Source organism: Tenacibaculum aiptasiae (assembly GCF_965221665.1).
Taxonomy (GTDB): domain Bacteria; phylum Bacteroidota; class Bacteroidia; order Flavobacteriales; family Flavobacteriaceae; genus Polaribacter; species Polaribacter aiptasiae.
The window spans coordinates 461,605-478,899 of the sequence record NZ_CBDCSN010000002.1 but is presented as its reverse complement, the minus strand read 5'-3'; the positions used below and the strand labels follow the sequence as shown (position 1 = coordinate 478,899).

Here is a 17,295-nt window from a genome sequence, read left to right as displayed (position 1 = left end):
ATGGCAATTTTATCGAAAATTAGAGAACGTTCAATGTTCTTAATTCTTGTAATTGGTTTAGCACTTTTTGCATTTGTTTTAGACCCATCTACAATATCAGATTTTTTTAATGCAAGTAAAGTAAATGAAGTAGGGGAAGTGAATGGTGAAACTATATCGCGCCAAGAATTTGCCGAAGCTTTAGATGCATACAAAGCACAAACTGGAAATAGAGTTTCTGAAATGCAGGCAGCAAAAACTGTTTGGAATAACTTAATCAGACAAAAGATTTATCAAACTCAATTAGAAGAGGCAGGTATTACAGTAGGAGACGAAGATATTATGACTGCTCTTTATGATTCTCCAGCATTACAGAATGATCCTAGATTTCAAACTTCAGGTATATTCGATAAAAATAAATTAAAAGAATTCTTAGCAAGAATTAAAGAAGAAAATGGTCAAGAGTGGAGTATTTGGCAAAACTACATGACTTCTTTAAAAAATAATATAGAAAAAACAACTTACGATAACTTAGTAGCTGCTGGTTTAGGAGCATCTTTAAAAGAAGGTGAAGCTCAGTATTTAAGTGAAAATACTAAAGTAAATGCAAAATTTGTTTATGTACCATACACTACAATAGCAGACAGTTTAGTTGTACTAAAAAAGAGTGATGTTGAAAATTACATCAAAAAGCATGAGGATGAGTTTCAAGTTGAAGCTTCAAGAGATATTAAATTTGTAAAATTCGATATTAAACCAACTGAAGCAGACGAAGCTGCAACTAAAGAAGAAGTAGCTAAATTAATTAATGATTCTGACAATAGAGGAGTTGTAATTAAAGGATTAAAAAATGCTACTGATTATGTTGAGTTTTTAGATGAAAACCAATCAGATATATCTTTAGATGATAATTATAAATTTAAGGTACAAGTACCACAGGTAATTGCAGAAGAAATTTTTAATGGAAAAGAAGGTGATGTATTTGGACCATATAAAGATGCAGATCACTTCAAAATTTCTAAAATTTCTAAAGTAATTCAATTACCAGATTCAGCACAAGCAAGCCATATCTTAATTCCTTTCGTTGGAGCTTCAAGTGCAGATGCAACTGTAACTCAAACAGAAGAAGAAGCAAAGAAAACAGCTGATAGTTTATTAGCAGTGGTAAAAGCTGATAAATCTAAATTTGCAGATTTAGCTAAAGAAATGTCTTCTGATAAAGGATCAGCAGATAAAGGTGGTTTTTACGATTGGTTTAGTTACAACAGAATGGTACCAAGTTTTAGAGACTTTGTTTTTGAAGGTAAAGAAGGAGATATGGGAGTAGTACAATCTCCATTTGGTTTCCACGTAATCAAAATCGATGGTCATAAAAACTTTCAACCAGCTGTTAAGTTAGTAACATTTGGACGTAAGATAGAAGCTTCTGAGGCAACAGAAAATGCAATTTTCCAAGATGCAGAAACTTTCGCTTTAGAGTTAGCAAATGGTAAAGATTTTGACGAAGCAGTAAAGGAAAAAAGTTTAGCATCTTTCCCAGCAGTAGGATTAAAGTCATTAGATGAAATGGTTCCAGGTGTTGGTAATGAAAGAGAGATTATTACTTGGTCTTTTGGAAATGATGTAAATAAAGGAAGTTTTAAACGTTTTGATGTAGAAGGAGGATATGTAGTAGCTGTTTTAACAGGAATAACAGAAAAAGGTTTAATGCCAGTAGATAAAGCAATTTCAAGAGTTCGCCCTATTTTAATGAACGAAAGAAAAGCTAAAATGATAGAAGATAAAATTAGCGGAGCCACATTAGCTGATATTGCTAAGTCTGTTAATGAAATAGTAAGAAATGCTGCAGATGTTAATTTAAATTCACCAACCTTAGCAGGAGTAGGTTATGAGCCTAAAGTTGTAGGAGCAATGTTAAATGCTAAAGAAAAGCAAGTAATTAAGAATGTATCAGGTGATAAAGGAGTTTTTGCTTTTGAAGTTGAGTCTAGAGAGTTACCAACTGCTTTACCAAATTACGATACTTACAGAAAGCGTTTAGCTAATGAGAGAAAGAACAAGACATTCCAAATGTATGAAGCAGTTAAAAAAGCTTCAAATATAGAAGATAACATAAGTTCATTCTACGGAATCCAATAAGGATTAGAAAACTTAATAAAAAAGCCGAACGATATTCGTTCGGCTTTTTTTATGTTATTATATAAATGAAACTCTCCATGGTATAAACAAAAAAGCAATCTCATTTGAGATTGCTTTTTAAATATGTTTTAAAGCTTTTTATTAAGCGTTTAATGGTTTTCCATCCCAAGCAGCTTTAGCAGCTTCTTTTACTGCTTCAGAATACGTTGGATGTCCATGACAAATACGAGCTAAATCTTCAGCAGAAGCTCTAAATTCCATAGCTACGGCAGCTTCCATAATTAAATCAGCTACACGAGCACCAACCATGTGAACACCTAATACTTCATCAGTATTTTTATCAGCTAAAACTTTTACAAATCCATCAATGTCTCCACTAGCACGAGAACGTCCTAAAGCACGCATTGAGAATTTACCAGCTTTATATTCAATACCAGCATCTTTTAATTCTTGTTCAGTTTTACCAACAGCGGCAACTTCTGGCCAAGTATATACAATACCAGGAATTAAATTATAATCAATATGAGGCTTTTGTCCAGCTAAATACTCAGCAACAACAACACCTTCTTCTTCAGCTTTATGAGCTAACATAGCACCACGTACTACATCACCAATAGCATAAATGTTAGAAACGTTTGTCTGTAAATGGTCATTTACTTCAACCATACCTCTTTCAGTAACTTTTACACCAGCTTTATCTAAAGCTAAACCTTCAGTATAAGGTCTACGTCCAACAGATACTAAACAGTAATCACCAGTAAATGTAACTTCTTCTCCTTTTTTGTTAGTTGCTTTTACAACAACTTCATCACCATTTCTTTCAACAGAAGTAACACCATGACTAGTGTTAAATTTCATTCCTTGTTTCTTTAAAACTTTAGTAAGCTCTTTAGAAACATCTTTATCCATAGTAGGAGTAATTGTTGGAGCATATTCGATAACTGTTACATCAGCACCTAAGCGTTTATAAACAGAACCTAATTCCAATCCAATAACTCCACCACCAATAACTAATAAATGTTTTGGAACTTCTTTTAATTTTAAAGCTTCAGTAGAAGTAATTACACGTTCTTTATCAATAGAAATAAAAGGTAATGTAGATGGTTTAGAACCAGTAGCAATAATGATATTTGTACCTTCAATAACTTCTGAAGTACCATCATTTTTACTAACTTTTACATGAGTAGCATCCTCAAAAGAACCTAAACCTTCGTAAACATCAATATTATTTTTATCCATTAAATATTTGATTCCTCCAGTAGTAGTCTCTACCACATTCGCTTTACGAGCAACCATTTTACCAAAGTCAAACGTAGGATTTTCAACAGAAATTCCATGTTCGTCAAAATGTTTTATAGCGTCATAATAATGGTGAGAAGAGTCTAATAATGCTTTAGAAGGAATACACCCAACATTTAAACATGTACCACCTAAAGTTGAATATTTTTCAATGATAGCAACTTTAGAACCTAATTGAGAAGCTCTGATGGCAGCAATATATCCACCTGGTCCAGAACCAATAACGATTAAATCGTATTTCATCTGTTTTATATTTTGTATTTCAGAATTATAACTACAAAATTACACAATCTAACTGACTTGCAATAAAGGTTTTTAGATTTGTTTTGTTCTATTTGTTATACCTTTGAAAATTATATGAAAACACTTTTAATAATTGGGTATGTTTGGGTAGAAAAAACCACTGGAGCTGGAAATAGAATGTTACAGCTTATAGAGGTTTTTAAAAATCAAGATTATAAAATTCTTTTTGGTAGTCCTGCCCAAAAAACCGAAAATTCAATTGAGTTAACGAATGTAGGAGTTGAAGAGGTTTCTATTGAGTTAAATTCTTCTTCTTTTGATGAATTTATAAAAGATTTGCAACCAGATATTGTTATGTTCGATCGGTTTATGATGGAAGAACAATTTGGTTGGCGTGTAGCAGAAAGTAGCCCAAAATCTCTCCGTGTATTAGATACTGAAGATTTACATTTCTTGCGAAAAACACGTCATAAACAGTTAAAAAAAGGAGAAGAGTTTTCTACAAATACATTGTTGAATTCTGATGATGCTAAGCGAGAGATTGCATCTATTTTACGATGCGATTTAACTTTAATTATTTCAAGCTATGAAATGAAATTACTTAAGGAAGTTTTTAAAATAGATGATAGTTTATTATACCATCTTCCATTTTTATTAGATAGAATAGATCAAGGTAAAATCAATAAATGGAAAACTTTTGAAGAAAGAGATTATTTTGTTTTTATTGGTAATTATTTTCATGCTCCAAATGTAGATACAGTTTTAGAATTAAAAAAACACGTTTGGAAAAAGATAAGAAAACAATTACCCAAAGCAGAAATACATATTTATGGAGCTTATGCAACGCAACAAATAAAACAATTAAATAAACCACAAGAAGGTTTTTTAGTAAAAGGTTTTGCAGATGATGCAATTGAAGTAATTAGTAAGGCAAGAGTAGTTCTAGCACCTATCCGTTTTGGAGCAGGTATCAAAGGAAAGCTAACAGAAGCTATGATTACAGGAACACCATCTGTAACTACTTTAATCGGAGCAGAAGGTATGCATGAAAATTTACCATGGAATGGTTTTATTGAATCAAATTTGGATGAATTTTCTAATAAAGCAGTATTACTTTATTCTGACCAAAAAGTATGGAACGAATCTCAGAAAAAGGGAGTTGAAATTATAAATAAAATTTATGAGAAAGAAAAAATAATTCTTCCTTTTTTGAACCGAATAACTGAAATTCAAAAGAATTTAAATGCTCATCGATCTCAAAATTTTTTAGGTAGCTTATTACAACACCAAACACTTCAAGCCACAAAATATATGAGTAAGTGGATTGAAGAAAAAAATAAGAATTAGTTTTTAGGTGGTTGATAATCCAAAGGAAGCATGTTTGCGAAAGATTCAAAGGCCCAATATCCTTCATTAAAAATCGCGTGAGGATTCAATAAAATTCCAGCATTCTCAATTTGAGATTTTCCATCTAATAAAACAATATTAGAAGTTTGTACTCCTGAGGCTCTTTTGCGCTTACCAAATACACCCATTAAATATTTTTCTTCTTCAGGTTCTTTGGTATAGGTGATAGAAAGATAATTTTCAAAATTTAAAAATTCCTTACCTTTAATATATTCAACCATACTTTTATAAGGTACATCTTTTTTGTATAAATAGTCTCTGTATTTTGGTAATCTACCTTTTCTAAGAGTAACTAAAGCGCTATCTAAAGGATTTTTTGGTGTAGTTATTTTTTTAGAAAAATTAATGTTTTTACGATGTAATTGAATTAACTCTTTAGCCATTTTTATTTTCTCTTCTGATGGTCTTTGTGGGTTTAATACTCGTTTAAATTGATTTACAACAAAACCTTCTTTTTTTAAGTTTTTAAAAAGTAAACTTCTAAAAAAGTGCATTCGAGAACCATTATAAGCTTTTAATCTGCTTTTTTTCCATTTACTTTTTATAGATTTATTTAGGTTTTTATAACGAGAATATCCACTAAAAAATAATCGTTTGCCTTTAATCTCAAAATGAACCAAGTCATAAGTTATCAGATAACCTAAACCTTTATGTTTTATTTGTAACGGTTCCTTAGCAAAAGCAGTTAAACTATTTGTTTTTCTATCAAATTCAAAATGAAGTACTTTAGGGTTTAGAATTTTACATTTTTCAGCAAGAGATGTTCTTCCTAAAAAAGTTTTTTTAAAACGAGCTAAATTGTATTTCCATTCATCATCGTATTTAGTTTTATGAACAATAACTTCATCTAAAAGAGTAGTTTCTTCCTTAAGAGTAATATTAAGAGAAATTTGTTTGCTTAGAGAGTTGATAGGTATTTGTTCAACCTTATAACCTAGGAAAGAAATTACTAATGTGTAATTTCCGTTAGGAGCTTTTAATTGAAATTCTCCTTTATCGTTAGTAATTGTACCAATCGTAGTATTGTTAAGATATACAGAAGCTCCTTCTATATTCTCATTACTGTCCGAAATAACCTTTCCTAAAATCTTAGTTTGAGAAAAGCTATATATTGAAATAAGAGTAAATAGCAAGAAAAAAATAAATCCCTTTTTCATGTAAAAAATTTTCATAAAAATAGGGACTTATTTTGATGTGTAAAAAGAACTAATGTTATTTAGTGTTAAATCAAATCAGTCCAGCTCGTTTTAATAATGCATCAGGCTTAGGCTCTTTCCCTCTAAAGCGCACATATAAATCCATAGGTTTTTCTGTACCTCCTTTAGAAAGTACATTATCTTTAAATTTATCAGCAACTTCTTTGTTAAAAATTCCTTTTTCTAAGAAATACTCAAAAGCATCGGCATCTAAAACTTCTGCCCATTTATAAGAATAATAACCTGCAGAATAACCTCCTTGAAAAATATGAGAAAAAGCAGTGCTCATACAATTTTCGGCTACATTAGGATATAATTGAGTTTCAGAAAATGCTTTTGTTTCAAAGTCTTTTACTGAAGAAATATTTTGAGGCGAAGCTCCTCCGTGCCAACTCATATCTAATAAACCAAAACTTAATTGACGTAAAGTTTGCATACCTTCATGAAAGCTTGCAGACTCTTTAATTTTAGTAACATATTCCATAGGAATAGTTTCTCCTGTTTCGTAGTGTTTTGCAAACAATTCTAAAGCTTCTTTTTCGTAACACCAGTTTTCTAAAACTTGACTAGGTAATTCTACAAAATCCCAAGAAACTGATGTTCCAGATAAGCTATTATAAATTGTATTGGCTAACATTCCATGTAAAGCATGACCAAATTCATGAAATAGCGTAGTAACTTCATTAAAAGTTAATAATGAAGGCTTAGTTTCTGTTGGTTTAGTAAAATTACAAACAATAGAAACTTGTGGTCTTTCGTTAACTCCTTTTTTGATTTGTTGCGATTTGTATGAAGTCATCCAAGCTCCATTTCTTTTTCCTGGTCTAGGATGGAAATCAGCATAAAGATGAGAAATGAAATTTCCTTTTGAATCTGATACAGCATAGGTTTTTACGTCCTCATGGTATTTATCAATAGAATCGATTTCTTCAAATTGTAAATCGAATAATTTACTTGAGATTTCAAAAACTCCATCAATTACATTTTCTAACTTAAAATAAGGTTTCAGTAATTCTTGGTCTAAACTAAATAATTCTTTTTTTAATTTTTCTGAATAATAGGCTGAGTCCCACTTTTGAAGTTGATCAATATTATCTAATTTTTTAGCATAGTTTTCTAAGTTTTCAAATTCCTTTTTGGCAGCTGGTTTAGCTTTCTCTAATAGTTCATTTAAAAAGTTTAGTACTTTTTCTGGACTTTCAGCCATTCGTTCTTCCAAAACAAAGTGTGCATGAGTTTTATAGCCTAATAAGTTAGCTCGCTTGTGTCGAAGAGTTACTATTTTTAAAACAATTTCTTCGTTGTTGAAATTATTTTTTTGGAACCCTTTTTTCCCCATTGCAATAGCTAACTTTTTTCTGAGTTCTCTATTGTCAGCATAGGTCATAAAAGGAATGTAACTAGGATAGTCTAATGTAATAAGCCATCCTTCTTTTTCTTTTGATTTGGCTAATTCTTTAGCCGCTTCTTTTGCACTTTCAGGTAATCCTTTAACATCCTCTTCATTTAGTAAATGCATTTCAAAAGCATTGGTTTCAGCCAGTACATTTTCTCCAAATTGTAAAGATAATTTGGCAAGTTCAGCATCTAATTTTCGTAATTCTGTTTTTTCTTCTTCATTTAAATTAGCACCATTTCTAGAAAAACCTTTGTATTGTTTTTCTAATAGCATAGTTTGCTCAGGAGTTAACTCTAAAGAGTCTTTTTGATTATAAATTATTTTTACTCTATTAAATAAAGTTTCATTTAAAATCATGTCATTTTTGAATTCACTTAACCAAGGAGAAATATCTTTAGCTATTTCTTGAATAGCAGGGTTGGTTTCAGCTGAATTTAAATTAAAGAAAATAGAAGTAACTCTATCTAATTTTTCACCTGTATAATCTAAAGCCTCTGTAGTATTTTGAAAAGTAGCTTTTTCTGGATTTTCAGCAATTGCATTAATTTCATTTCTAGCTAATTCAATAGCTTTTTTAATAGCAGGTTTATAATGATCTGTATTTATTTTAGAAAAAGGAGCTGTATTAAAATCTTGTAATAGCGGATTTTTTGTCATGAAAAATTCATTTTAATAATTAAGGAAACCTCACAAATCTAATATCTGTGAGGTTTCTATATATGTACTGTACTAAATTACTTATTTTTTTACTCTTTCAGAAGCTTTTTCAACTTTAAGTTTTAAGCCTTCTTTATAGGCTATAATTTTATCTAATACACATTTATCAGAAGCACCAATAATTTGTGCTGCTAAAATCCCTGCATTTTTAGCACCATCAAGAGCTACAGTAGCTACAGGGACACCACCAGGCATTTGTAAGATTGATAAAACAGAATCCCATCCATCAATTGAGTTTCTACTTTTTACAGGAACACCAATAACAGGTAAAGGGCTCATACTTGCTACCATTCCAGGTAAATGAGCAGCTCCTCCAGCTCCTGCAATAATTACTTTTATTCCTCGTGAATGCGCATTTTTTGAATAGTCAACTAATTTTTCTGGAGTTCTATGAGCAGAAACAATATCTACTTCTATTTGGATATCAAAACTTTCTAAAATATCAATTGCTTCTTGCATGATTGGAAGATCTGAATCACTTCCCATTATAATTCCTACCATAATTATTTACTAATTACTTTAATAGTTTCTTTTACTTGTTGAGCGATTTCTCTCGCTTTATTTATATCTTCATTTACAATAGTTACGTGCCCCATTTTACGAAAAGGTTTGGTAATTTTCTTTCCATATATATGTGGAGTCACGCCTTCTATTTTTAAAATATCTTCGATGTTTTCGTACACAACTTCTCCTGTATAACCTTCAGCACCAACTAAGTTAACCATAATACCAGCAACTTTACTTTCTGTGTTTCCTAAAGGAAGATTTAAGATACTTCTTAAATGTTGTTCGAACTGATTTGTATAACTAGCTTCAATTGAGTAATGTCCAGAATTATGCGTTCTAGGAGCGACTTCGTTAACTAAAATTTCGTCATTTTCAGTTAAAAACATTTCCACAGCAAGTAAACCAACGAATTCAAAAGCATTAGCTACTTTTAAAGCAACTTCTTGAGCTCTTTCGGCTATGTTGTTATCAATTCTTGCAGGACAAATTACATATTCTACTTGATTTGCCTCTGGATGAAATTCCATTTCGACTACAGGGTAAGTACTTGTTTCACCATCAGAATTTCGAGCAACAATTACTGCCAATTCATTTTTAAAAGGAATTAATTTTTCGGCAATACATTCACCATCTGGTAATGACTGTAAATCATCATAATTACGAACTACTTTTACACCGTTTCCATCATAACCAAAACGAGCAGCTTTCCATACAAAAGGAAATTCAATAATGTTGTTTTCGTAAGAATGTTTTAATTCTTCTAAAAAAGCATAATGTGAAAAACTAGCGGTAGGTATGTTATTGTCTGTATAAAAGGTTTTTTGACGTGCTTTACTTTGAATAATTCTTAAATTAGATGGTTTTGGGTAAATAGTTAAACCTTCTGTTTCAAGTTTGTCAAGGGCATCAATATTTACATTTTCAATTTCAATGGTTAAAGCATCTACTTTTTTTCCAAAATTATATACTGTATCAAAATCTAATAAATCTCCTTGATGAAATTCATTACAAATTCGAGCACAAGGTGCCTCTTTGTTGGAGTCTAAAATAGCTGTGTAAATATCAAATTTTTGAGTTTCGGACAGCAGCATCCTTCCTAATTGACCGCCACCAAGAACGCCCAATTTAAAATCTGAAGAAAAATAATTTTTCAAGATAAATATTTTATTGTGTTGTTGTTAACGCAAAAATAAGAATCTTAATAATAGTACAAATAGAATTAACGAGATATTCTTAACTGTGTACTGTTAATTTGTGTAACAAAATACATTAAAGCATTACAACCAGAGTTATCTATTGGAGCCCCACCAGCTAAGTAATTGTATTTTTTATCATCACAAGGACATTTAATATGAATACCATCAAATGTCATTAAAGAATTACAGGTAGCTTCTGGACATTGTCTATCAAAAGCTCTATAACCACTGTTACCTGTTCTAAAAATATAAACATTCCTACCTTGAATTATGTTTTGAGAACTTCCACTAGGAACTAATAGACCTTGAAATTCAGGTAGTGTTAAATCGATTATAGAATTTATACTTACTCCATTAAAACAATTGTTTACAGATGCATTATCGCTACAGCCTAAGCTAATTAAAAGAATAAATAGATAAAATAATTTTTTCATTGTTTTTTAAATAGAGTTGTTTATGTAACGCTACGAATTTACAAATATTTTGTACATTTGTTATACAATCTCATTCCTATCGGTGTGAGATTTTTAAATTTATAAGTTATGAGTGGAGTATCATATTATACTGAAGAAGGATTAAAAAAATTAAAAGAAGAGCTAGCTCATTTAGAGCAAGTTGAAAGACCACGTGTGTCTCAAGAAATTGCAGATGCTCGTGATAAAGGTGATTTAAGTGAGAATGCAGAGTATCATGCAGCTAAAGAAGAGCAATCTTTGTTAGAATTTAAGATAGCTAAATTAAAAAACGTAGTAGCTAGTGCACGTGTTATTGATGAGAGCCAATTAGATACTTCTAAAATATTGATACACTCTGTTGTTAAAATAAAAAATACAGCTAATGGTATGGAGTTCTCTTATACTTTAGTTGCCGATTCTGAAACTGACGTAAGAAATGGTAAGTTATCTGTAAATTCACCAATAGGTAAAGGATTGTTAGGTAAAAAAGTAGGTGAAATAGCAGAGATTAAAGTACCTAATGGAATTATGAACTTTGAAATTATAGAGATTTCTCGTTAATCTTTCTGAAAATATTATTCTAAATTAAAGTGTTGCCTTTGCTGCACTTTTTTTATTTTTACAAGCATACAAAATATAAGATTATGGCTAGTATTTTTACAAAGATAGTATCAGGAGAAATTCCATCATATAAAATAGCAGAGGATGAAAATTATTTTGCTTTTTTAGATATTAATCCAAATGCTAAAGGGCATACTTTAGTAATTCCTAAAAGAGAAGAAAACAAGTTATTCGATTTATCTAAAGAAGAGTATGATGGATTGATGTCTTTTTCTTATCGAGTAGCAAAAGCGATTGAAAAAACAATACCTTGTAAACGTGTTGGAATGAGTGTAATTGGTTTAGAAGTACCTCATGTACACGTACATTTAATTCCATTAAATGCGATGAGCGATATTCAGTTTATTGAAAAAGTAAAGTTATCTAACGAAGAATTTGTTGAACTAGCAGCAGGTATTTCAAGCAATTTCGAATAATTAATTATAAAAGCTTATGAAAAAGTGGATGAAAACTGGTTTAATTTGGGGAGGAATAATGTTTATAATAATGAATTTTATTTTTCCTTTTTTTACCAAAGAACCAATAACAACAAAAAAGGTTTTAATATCATTACCTATTTGGATACTAGCTGGAATTTTATTTGGACTATCTCAAAAGAAAAGAATAGAGAAAGAAGCTTAAGAATAAATTATATTTTATTTAATTGAATTTCAAAAGTAGTACCTTTTCCTATTTCTGATTTTAGAACCGATATTTTCCCGTTATGGTAATCTTCTATAATTCGTTTAGAAAGAGATAACCCTAATCCCCAACCACGTTTTTTAGTTGTAAAACCTGGCTTGAATATTTGTTTAAATTGTGATTTTTGGATTCCTTTTCCAGAATCTGATACTATAATTTTCACAAGTTTATTAGTGTCTTTTATCTCTAAAGAAATACTACCTTTTCCTTGCATTGCATCGATAGCATTTTTTACTAAATTTTCTATAACCCAACCATACAATTCAGCATTTAACTGTGTTATAAGCTCATTTTTATTTGAAGAAAAAGTAAAGTTAATTTGTTTAGAACTTCTTGAACGTAAATAATTAAAAGCAGTTTCAGTTATTGAAACAATATTATGTGTTGTTAATTTTGGTAAAGAACCAATTTTAGAAAATCGATTAGCAATAGTACTTAAACGATCAACATCTTTTTCTATCTCTATAATATAATCTTCATCAACATTTTCTGTACGTAAAATAGCAATCCAACCTAATAAAGAAGATAAAGGTGTACCTATTTGATGAGCAGTTTCTTTGGCCATACCTGTCCAAAGTTTATTTTGTTCGGCTACTTTACTCGACTTATAAACCATATAAATAATGGTTAAGAAAAGCCCTAAAATAAGAAGTAAAGCTAATGGATAGTATTTAAGTTTGTATAATAAATCTGAGTTTCTGTAATAAAGATATTGTGTAAAGCCAAAATATTCAATAACTATAGGATCGTTTTGACTTTTCATTATAGTTAATTGCTTTTGTAAGTACTTAGGGTTTTTAGATTTTATAGAATCTAAATTTCTATATAAATTGATGCTTCCATCTTTATTAACTAGAATAGTTGGGATGTCTTCAATAGTTTCGTAAACTTTGTTAATCAGATTTGTATTGTCATTCAAATCAGGATTAGAGGCAAGTTCTTTAATAGCAGTTGCATAAATTTCAATTTTACCTCGCTCTTCTTCTTTAAATTTTTGAAAGAAAATATAAGTGTTCCACAAAATAAATGAAACGATTAAAAGGGATATGAAAATGGCAATCCGTTTAACCCAATAAGTATTCTTAAAAAAAGTCATTAGTCAAATATAAACTATTCTGTATAATAACTTAATTTGTAAAACCGTAGTATATTTACATTAAAAATAAAAAACAGCATGTTATCATTAGATCCTAAAGATTTACCTACAGGAAAATTACATAGTTATTTACTTGGCGCTATTGCCCCAAGACCAATTGCTTTTGCAAGTACAATAGATAAAGAAGGAAATCCTAATTTATCACCATTTAGTTTTTTTAATGTTTTTGGAGCTAATCCACCTATGATGATTTTCTCTCCAGCTAGAAGTGTAAGAGGAAATAAAACAAAGCACACTTTAGATAATGCAGAAGAAACAAGAGAAGTGGTTATTAACGTAGTTAATTACGACATGGTACAACAAATGTCATTGAGTAGTACAATGTATCCAAAAGGAGTTAATGAGTTTGAAAAGGCAGGACTTACCATGCTAGCATCTGATAAGGTAAAACCGTTTCGTGTAGCAGAATCACCAGTACAGTTTGAATGCAAAGTGACCGATATTATTTATACAGGAACAGAAGGAGGAGCTGGAAATTTAATTGTTTGTGAAGTAGTTAAGCTTCATGTAAATGAAAATGTAATAGCTGAAGATGGAAGTATAGATCAACATAAAATAGATTTAGTAGCAAGAGCAGGAGGTAGTTACTATTCAAGAGCAAGAGATGGTTTTTTTGAAATTCCTAAACCTATTTCAACATTAGGAATTGGGGTTGATCAAATTCCAGAAGAAATAAGAAATAGTACTGTTTTAACGGGGAATAATTTAGGGATGCTAGGGAATGTAGAGCAGTTACCAAACGAAGAAGCTGTTAATAACTTTGGTAAAGAACATCCAGAATATATTTCGCTTTCAATTGAAAAAAGACATACATTTGCACAAGATTATTTACAAAAAAATGATGTAGAAAGTGCGTGGAAGGTACTTTTAATTAAATAGATAAGAATATGGAAGTTATAGGGAAGATTAAATTAATTAACGAAACTCAAACATTTGGGGCTAGTGGGTTTAGAAAGAGAGAAATGGTTGTTACTACAGATGAGCAGTATCCACAAATGCTTTTAATTGAATTTGTACAGGATAAATGTGATGTTTTAAATAACTTTTCAGTTGGTCAAGATGTTAAAGTATCTATTAATTTAAGAGGTAGAGAGTGGATTAACCCAGAAGGAGTTGCTAAATATTTCAATTCTATTCAAGGATGGAGAATAGAAAACTTAGCACAATCTGCACCTCAAGGTACACCTCCTGCAGGTCAATTTGAACCAGCTCCAGATTTATCAGCTAACGAACCAGACGATTTACCTTTTTAATATAAAAAAGTTAAATAAGGTGTTATATACAAAAAACCATGAATGAAAATTCATAGGTTTTTTGTTTTATATAATTAATTGTCTAATAATACTATAGATCTAGTTTTTCGAATAATTTTTTCATTGTTTTCTAAGTTTTTTAAACCTCTTGAAATTGCTTCTCTTGAAAAATTTAAATCTTCAGATATTTCTAAAAGAGGTATTTTAATCTCTATGCTTTTATATAACCTAGATTTTGTTTTTATATAGCTTAACAAGAGTTCTTCCAATGTTTGATTACTAATTTCTTGAGTTTTATTTATAATGTTCATGTAATGAAATTGGAAAGAAGTAATCATAAAATCTCTAAGCTCAATATAGGTGCTTGTCAGTTCTAAAAATAAATCATTTGGAATGTTTAAAATAGTGGTATCTTTTATAACAGTACTGCAAATTACATCTGAAGATATATTTGGAGTATTAGTATAATTCATAATTATAGGTTTACTACAATCTAAGTGATATAAAAGTATTTTTTTATCATTGTGTTTAACAGACATTTTAACGATTCCAGAAATTAAAATACAAACCCCTTGATCAAAACGATTACAGTCTTGTAATAAATACCCTTTTTCGTAGTGTAATATTGTTCCATAGTTTTTCAATAGGTCGATTACCTCTTTAGACAGTGGTAAATTTTTTAGCATAAATTTAGTTTGTTGATTGTCTAACCTAGGTAGTATCCTAGATTAATAGTTAGTTAGCATTTATTTGAAATAATTAAGGGGTAGTAGACTTTTAGAGGCTTGCAATTAAAACATACAAACCTCTGTTAAATAGTAATTTATTTTAAATGTAAGTTTATACAACTAATTGTATAGACCTAGGTTTTCCAATTATTTTATGTTGATTTTCTAAACGTTTTATAGCTCTAGAAATTGAAGCTTTCGGAGTTTTTAAGTCTGAAGAAATTTCAGCTCTAGATATACGAATGTCTTTTTGTTCGTAGATATTAGACTTATTTTTTAAGTAATAGAACAACCTGTTTTCCAATGAATGTGTTAGTAGGTTTTGAAGTCTATAAACCATTGTACTAATGTTGTGTTCACTAGAGTTAATAATAGCTTTTTTAAAAGATAAGCAATTATTTTCCCATTCTGAAACTTTATCGTTTGGTACCCATAACAGAGTGCTATCTTCTATTGCAGTTATAGAAATAGGAGAAGCTTGATTTTCTGTCATATTCATTAACACTATAAGTGGATTGTTTTTTGGTGAAATGTGATATAATAGTAATGAACTATCATCTTGATCTAAATGTGCTTTTAAAACACCTTTAATTATAATAGCACTATGATTGATAGGTACATCTTTTAATAAGATAGGATCACCTGTGATATATTTCTTTTTTATAGCAGTAGATTGAATTAATCTAACTGTTGATTCTTTACAATTGATGAGGGACTTTAAAATCATTATAAATTATTTTACAATTAATTATTGCTTAAATCTATAAGCAGTTATTTAGTAGTAAATTATATTGTGTTCTTACAATATATTTTAAACAGCGTGTAAAAAGAAAACCCTATGCTTTCTTTATACAAAATACTTATAGGGTATAAGTATTACTTATAGTTTAGGAATAGAAAGGGCTAAGCAATAGTTTGCTTGTTCTATTTTGAAAAAAAGAAAGTAATTTTTTATTCATAAGTATTAGTTTTTAGGGGATTAATATTCTAGTAAAGACGAATTTAATGTAAAACGTTAAATAAATGTTAATTTTTAATTAAAAAAATACTACCTGAATTGTTTAAGCTAGAATTTGGTAACTCTTTTAGTTGAAAATACTAGTGAATAGCTTATAAACAGATGCTTAATGTGATATAAATCAAATTTTGATGCATGTCAAATCGTGACTTCTGTTAAATCAAATGGTTTTTGTTATCTCAATTTTGTGGACTTGAAATTAACTAAGTGTTAGTTAAAAATTAATAACCATAAAATAAAGATTAATGAAAAAAACAATTTTTTTGCTAGGTGCATTATTACTAGCTAGCTTCAATTTGAAAGCACAAGGAAGTACACACATTATTTATTTCGATAAAGATGGAAGTCATCAAGGATCCGAAGGATTATTTATTAATGGAGGAGTAGGAGGTGGAACAATAACCACTTTTAGATCGTTTACAACAGGTAATATTTCTGAGGTAAACTTTAAAGCTAATAGAGAGTTAAGAGCCAAAGGACGCTTTTATGCAGATGGCGATGCTTTTTTTGCAAGAGCAGCAAACTTTAATAGTGGTTTAAGTGCTTCAGGAAATAGTACGTTTTCAAGAATAGGTATTGGTGTTACTCCACAACAAGCAATACATGTAAAAAACCAAAACGTTAGAGTTGATAATGGTGAATATCAGAGTTGGGGAGCGTTAATATTCCATCCAGATGTAGATAATACAGGAGATGATATTATTTCTTTTAGAAATAGTGCCAACGGTGAGATGGCTAAGATTCATGATGGTGTCCTAACAACTAATAGAGGAGTTTTTAATAATAGTATTTCTGCTACAGAAGGTAATTTAGGTAGTGTTTCCTATACACAAAGTACAGGTAGACTTAGTTTGGGGCATGGTACTAATGGAAAAATAACATTCCTAAATGGAAGTAATAACGAAATGGCATTTCTACAAAATGGAGTTTTAACTTTAGATAGAGTAGTGTTGAATGTAGGTTCGTTTCCAGATTATGTTTTCTCAAAAAATTATGAGTTAATGCCTTTAAAGGAAGTTGCAGCTTATATTAAAGAAAACAAACATTTACCTAATATGCCATCGGAAGCTGAAGTAATAGCTAAAGGAATGGATATAAAACAAATTAATACTGTTTTAGTAGAAAAAGTAGAGGAGCTTACGTTGCATACAATTTCACAAGAAGAAAAAATAGATGCTCTTTTAGATGAATTGAAAGCAGTTGAAAAGAAGTCAAAAGAGACTGAAAAAAAGATGCAAGCTCTTTTAGAAAGATTATCAAAAATTGAGCAACAATATAACTCTACCAAAAATTAGTTTCAG

At 29.9% G+C, this 17,295-nt stretch carries 17 protein-coding genes; 8 read left to right on the top strand and 9 right to left on the bottom strand.

Annotation, left to right across the window (positions count from 1 at the left end):
* Entirely contained in the window at positions 1-2,118 is a 2,118-nt protein-coding gene (locus ACOQN8_RS02485) for a peptidylprolyl isomerase (RefSeq protein ID WP_420551472.1), read from the top strand.
* 141 nt (positions 2,119-2,259) lie between these two features.
* Here ACOQN8_RS02485 and lpdA read toward each other — a convergent pair whose 3' ends face one another.
* A complete protein-coding gene (gene lpdA / locus ACOQN8_RS02480; RefSeq protein WP_420551471.1) occupies positions 2,260-3,660 on the bottom strand; it encodes a dihydrolipoyl dehydrogenase in 1,401 nt (466 codons plus the stop codon).
* A gap of 114 nt (positions 3,661-3,774) precedes the next feature.
* Here lpdA and ACOQN8_RS02475 point away from each other — a divergent pair, with 114 nt between their 5' ends.
* Positions 3,775-5,007 carry a glycosyltransferase gene (locus tag ACOQN8_RS02475; protein ID WP_420551470.1) on the top strand — a complete coding sequence of 411 codons (1,233 nt, stop codon included), beginning with the start codon at positions 3,775-3,777 and terminating at the stop codon, positions 5,005-5,007.
* On the opposite strand, the gene ACOQN8_RS02470 is transcribed toward ACOQN8_RS02475, so the two are convergent.
* The 5 genes from ACOQN8_RS02470 to ACOQN8_RS02450 all read right to left on the bottom strand — a co-directional run bounded on the left by ACOQN8_RS02470 (position 5,004) and on the right by ACOQN8_RS02450 (position 10,516).
* Positions 5,004-6,224 (bottom strand): carboxypeptidase-like regulatory domain-containing protein, encoded by a 1,221-nt coding sequence (locus ACOQN8_RS02470; protein WP_420551469.1) that lies wholly within the window; start codon positions 6,222-6,224, stop codon positions 5,004-5,006. The genes ACOQN8_RS02475 and ACOQN8_RS02470 overlap by 4 nt on opposite strands.
* A gap of 70 nt (positions 6,225-6,294) precedes the next feature.
* Complete coding sequence (locus ACOQN8_RS02465) at positions 6,295-8,319, bottom strand: M3 family metallopeptidase (RefSeq protein WP_420551468.1); 2,025 nt, start codon at positions 8,317-8,319, stop codon at positions 6,295-6,297.
* 81 nt (positions 8,320-8,400) lie between these two features.
* Positions 8,401-8,880 carry a 5-(carboxyamino)imidazole ribonucleotide mutase gene (gene purE, locus ACOQN8_RS02460; protein ID WP_150900529.1) on the bottom strand — a complete coding sequence of 160 codons (480 nt, stop codon included), beginning with the start codon at positions 8,878-8,880 and terminating at the stop codon, positions 8,401-8,403.
* Positions 8,881-8,882: 2 nt separating this feature from the next.
* Positions 8,883-10,040 carry a 5-(carboxyamino)imidazole ribonucleotide synthase gene (locus ACOQN8_RS02455; RefSeq protein WP_420551467.1) on the bottom strand — a complete coding sequence of 386 codons (1,158 nt, stop codon included), beginning with the start codon at positions 10,038-10,040 and terminating at the stop codon, positions 8,883-8,885.
* Between the two features lie 65 nt (positions 10,041-10,105).
* Positions 10,106-10,516 carry a Rieske (2Fe-2S) protein gene (locus ACOQN8_RS02450; RefSeq protein ID WP_272150094.1) on the bottom strand — a complete coding sequence of 137 codons (411 nt, stop codon included), beginning with the start codon at positions 10,514-10,516 and terminating at the stop codon, positions 10,106-10,108.
* Positions 10,517-10,624: 108 nt separating this feature from the next.
* Here ACOQN8_RS02450 and greA point away from each other — a divergent pair, with 108 nt between their 5' ends.
* The 3 genes from greA to ACOQN8_RS02435 all read left to right on the top strand — a co-directional run bounded on the left by greA (position 10,625) and on the right by ACOQN8_RS02435 (position 11,779).
* Positions 10,625-11,098 (top strand): transcription elongation factor GreA, encoded by a 474-nt coding sequence (greA, locus tag ACOQN8_RS02445; RefSeq protein WP_420551466.1) that lies wholly within the window; start codon positions 10,625-10,627, stop codon positions 11,096-11,098.
* A gap of 83 nt (positions 11,099-11,181) precedes the next feature.
* Positions 11,182-11,574: an HIT family protein gene (locus ACOQN8_RS02440; RefSeq protein WP_420551465.1), complete on the top strand. Its 393-nt coding sequence runs from the start codon at positions 11,182-11,184 to the stop codon at positions 11,572-11,574.
* 16 nt (positions 11,575-11,590) lie between these two features.
* Positions 11,591-11,779, top strand: coding sequence for a hypothetical protein (locus tag ACOQN8_RS02435; protein WP_420551464.1), 189 nt, complete (start codon positions 11,591-11,593; stop codon positions 11,777-11,779).
* A 7-nt stretch (positions 11,780-11,786) separates the two neighbouring features.
* Here the strand turns inward: ACOQN8_RS02435 and ACOQN8_RS02430 are convergent, their stop codons facing one another.
* Complete coding sequence (locus ACOQN8_RS02430) at positions 11,787-12,935, bottom strand: sensor histidine kinase (RefSeq protein WP_420551463.1); 1,149 nt, start codon at positions 12,933-12,935, stop codon at positions 11,787-11,789.
* 78 nt (positions 12,936-13,013) lie between these two features.
* Here ACOQN8_RS02430 and ACOQN8_RS02425 point away from each other — a divergent pair, with 78 nt between their 5' ends.
* Entirely contained in the window at positions 13,014-13,874 is an 861-nt protein-coding gene (locus tag ACOQN8_RS02425; protein ID WP_420551462.1) for a flavin reductase family protein, read from the top strand.
* Positions 13,875-13,882: 8 nt separating this feature from the next.
* A complete protein-coding gene (locus ACOQN8_RS02420) occupies positions 13,883-14,248 on the top strand; it encodes a DUF3127 domain-containing protein (RefSeq protein ID WP_150900522.1) in 366 nt (121 codons plus the stop codon).
* A 74-nt stretch (positions 14,249-14,322) separates the two neighbouring features.
* On the opposite strand, the gene ACOQN8_RS02415 is transcribed toward ACOQN8_RS02420, so the two are convergent.
* Both ACOQN8_RS02415 and ACOQN8_RS02410 read right to left on the bottom strand, forming a co-directional pair.
* The gene (locus tag ACOQN8_RS02415) at positions 14,323-14,934 is read right to left on the bottom strand and encodes a Crp/Fnr family transcriptional regulator (RefSeq protein ID WP_420551461.1); all 612 of its coding nucleotides are present in this window, start codon (positions 14,932-14,934) and stop codon (positions 14,323-14,325) included.
* 154 nt (positions 14,935-15,088) lie between these two features.
* Positions 15,089-15,703: a Crp/Fnr family transcriptional regulator gene (locus tag ACOQN8_RS02410; protein ID WP_420551460.1), complete on the bottom strand. Its 615-nt coding sequence runs from the start codon at positions 15,701-15,703 to the stop codon at positions 15,089-15,091.
* Between the two features lie 536 nt (positions 15,704-16,239).
* On the opposite strand from ACOQN8_RS02410, the gene ACOQN8_RS02405 reads away from it, so the two are divergent.
* Positions 16,240-17,289, top strand: coding sequence for a hypothetical protein (locus tag ACOQN8_RS02405; protein WP_420551459.1), 1,050 nt, complete (start codon positions 16,240-16,242; stop codon positions 17,287-17,289).
* Positions 17,290-17,295: the final 6 nt, after the last annotated feature.

Bases quoted from the DNA above. Each gene is read 5' to 3' on its own strand.
- ACOQN8_RS02415 (WP_420551461.1), bottom strand. From the start codon at position 14,934: ATGCTAAAAAATTTACCACTGTCTAAAGAGGTAATCGACCTATTGAAA.
- ACOQN8_RS02475 (WP_420551470.1), top strand. From the start codon at position 3,775: ATGAAAACACTTTTAATAATTGGGTATGTTTGGGTAGAAAAAACCACT.
- ACOQN8_RS02410 (WP_420551460.1), bottom strand. From the start codon at position 15,703: ATGATTTTAAAGTCCCTCATCAATTGTAAAGAATCAACAGTTAGATTA.
- purE (WP_150900529.1), bottom strand. From the start codon at position 8,880: ATGGTAGGAATTATAATGGGAAGTGATTCAGATCTTCCAATCATGCAA.
- ACOQN8_RS02425 (WP_420551462.1), top strand. From the start codon at position 13,014: ATGTTATCATTAGATCCTAAAGATTTACCTACAGGAAAATTACATAGT.
- ACOQN8_RS02450 (WP_272150094.1), bottom strand. From the start codon at position 10,516: ATGAAAAAATTATTTTATCTATTTATTCTTTTAATTAGCTTAGGCTGT.
- ACOQN8_RS02430 (WP_420551463.1), bottom strand. From the start codon at position 12,935: ATGACTTTTTTTAAGAATACTTATTGGGTTAAACGGATTGCCATTTTC.
- lpdA (WP_420551471.1), bottom strand. From the start codon at position 3,660: ATGAAATACGATTTAATCGTTATTGGTTCTGGACCAGGTGGATATATT.
- greA (WP_420551466.1), top strand. From the start codon at position 10,625: ATGAGTGGAGTATCATATTATACTGAAGAAGGATTAAAAAAATTAAAA.
- ACOQN8_RS02435 (WP_420551464.1), top strand. From the start codon at position 11,591: ATGAAAAAGTGGATGAAAACTGGTTTAATTTGGGGAGGAATAATGTTT.
- ACOQN8_RS02440 (WP_420551465.1), top strand. From the start codon at position 11,182: ATGGCTAGTATTTTTACAAAGATAGTATCAGGAGAAATTCCATCATAT.
- ACOQN8_RS02405 (WP_420551459.1), top strand. From the start codon at position 16,240: ATGAAAAAAACAATTTTTTTGCTAGGTGCATTATTACTAGCTAGCTTC.
- ACOQN8_RS02420 (WP_150900522.1), top strand. From the start codon at position 13,883: ATGGAAGTTATAGGGAAGATTAAATTAATTAACGAAACTCAAACATTT.
- ACOQN8_RS02465 (WP_420551468.1), bottom strand. From the start codon at position 8,319: ATGACAAAAAATCCGCTATTACAAGATTTTAATACAGCTCCTTTTTCT.
- ACOQN8_RS02470 (WP_420551469.1), bottom strand. From the start codon at position 6,224: ATGAAAAAGGGATTTATTTTTTTCTTGCTATTTACTCTTATTTCAATA.
- ACOQN8_RS02485 (WP_420551472.1), top strand. From the start codon at position 1: ATGGCAATTTTATCGAAAATTAGAGAACGTTCAATGTTCTTAATTCTT.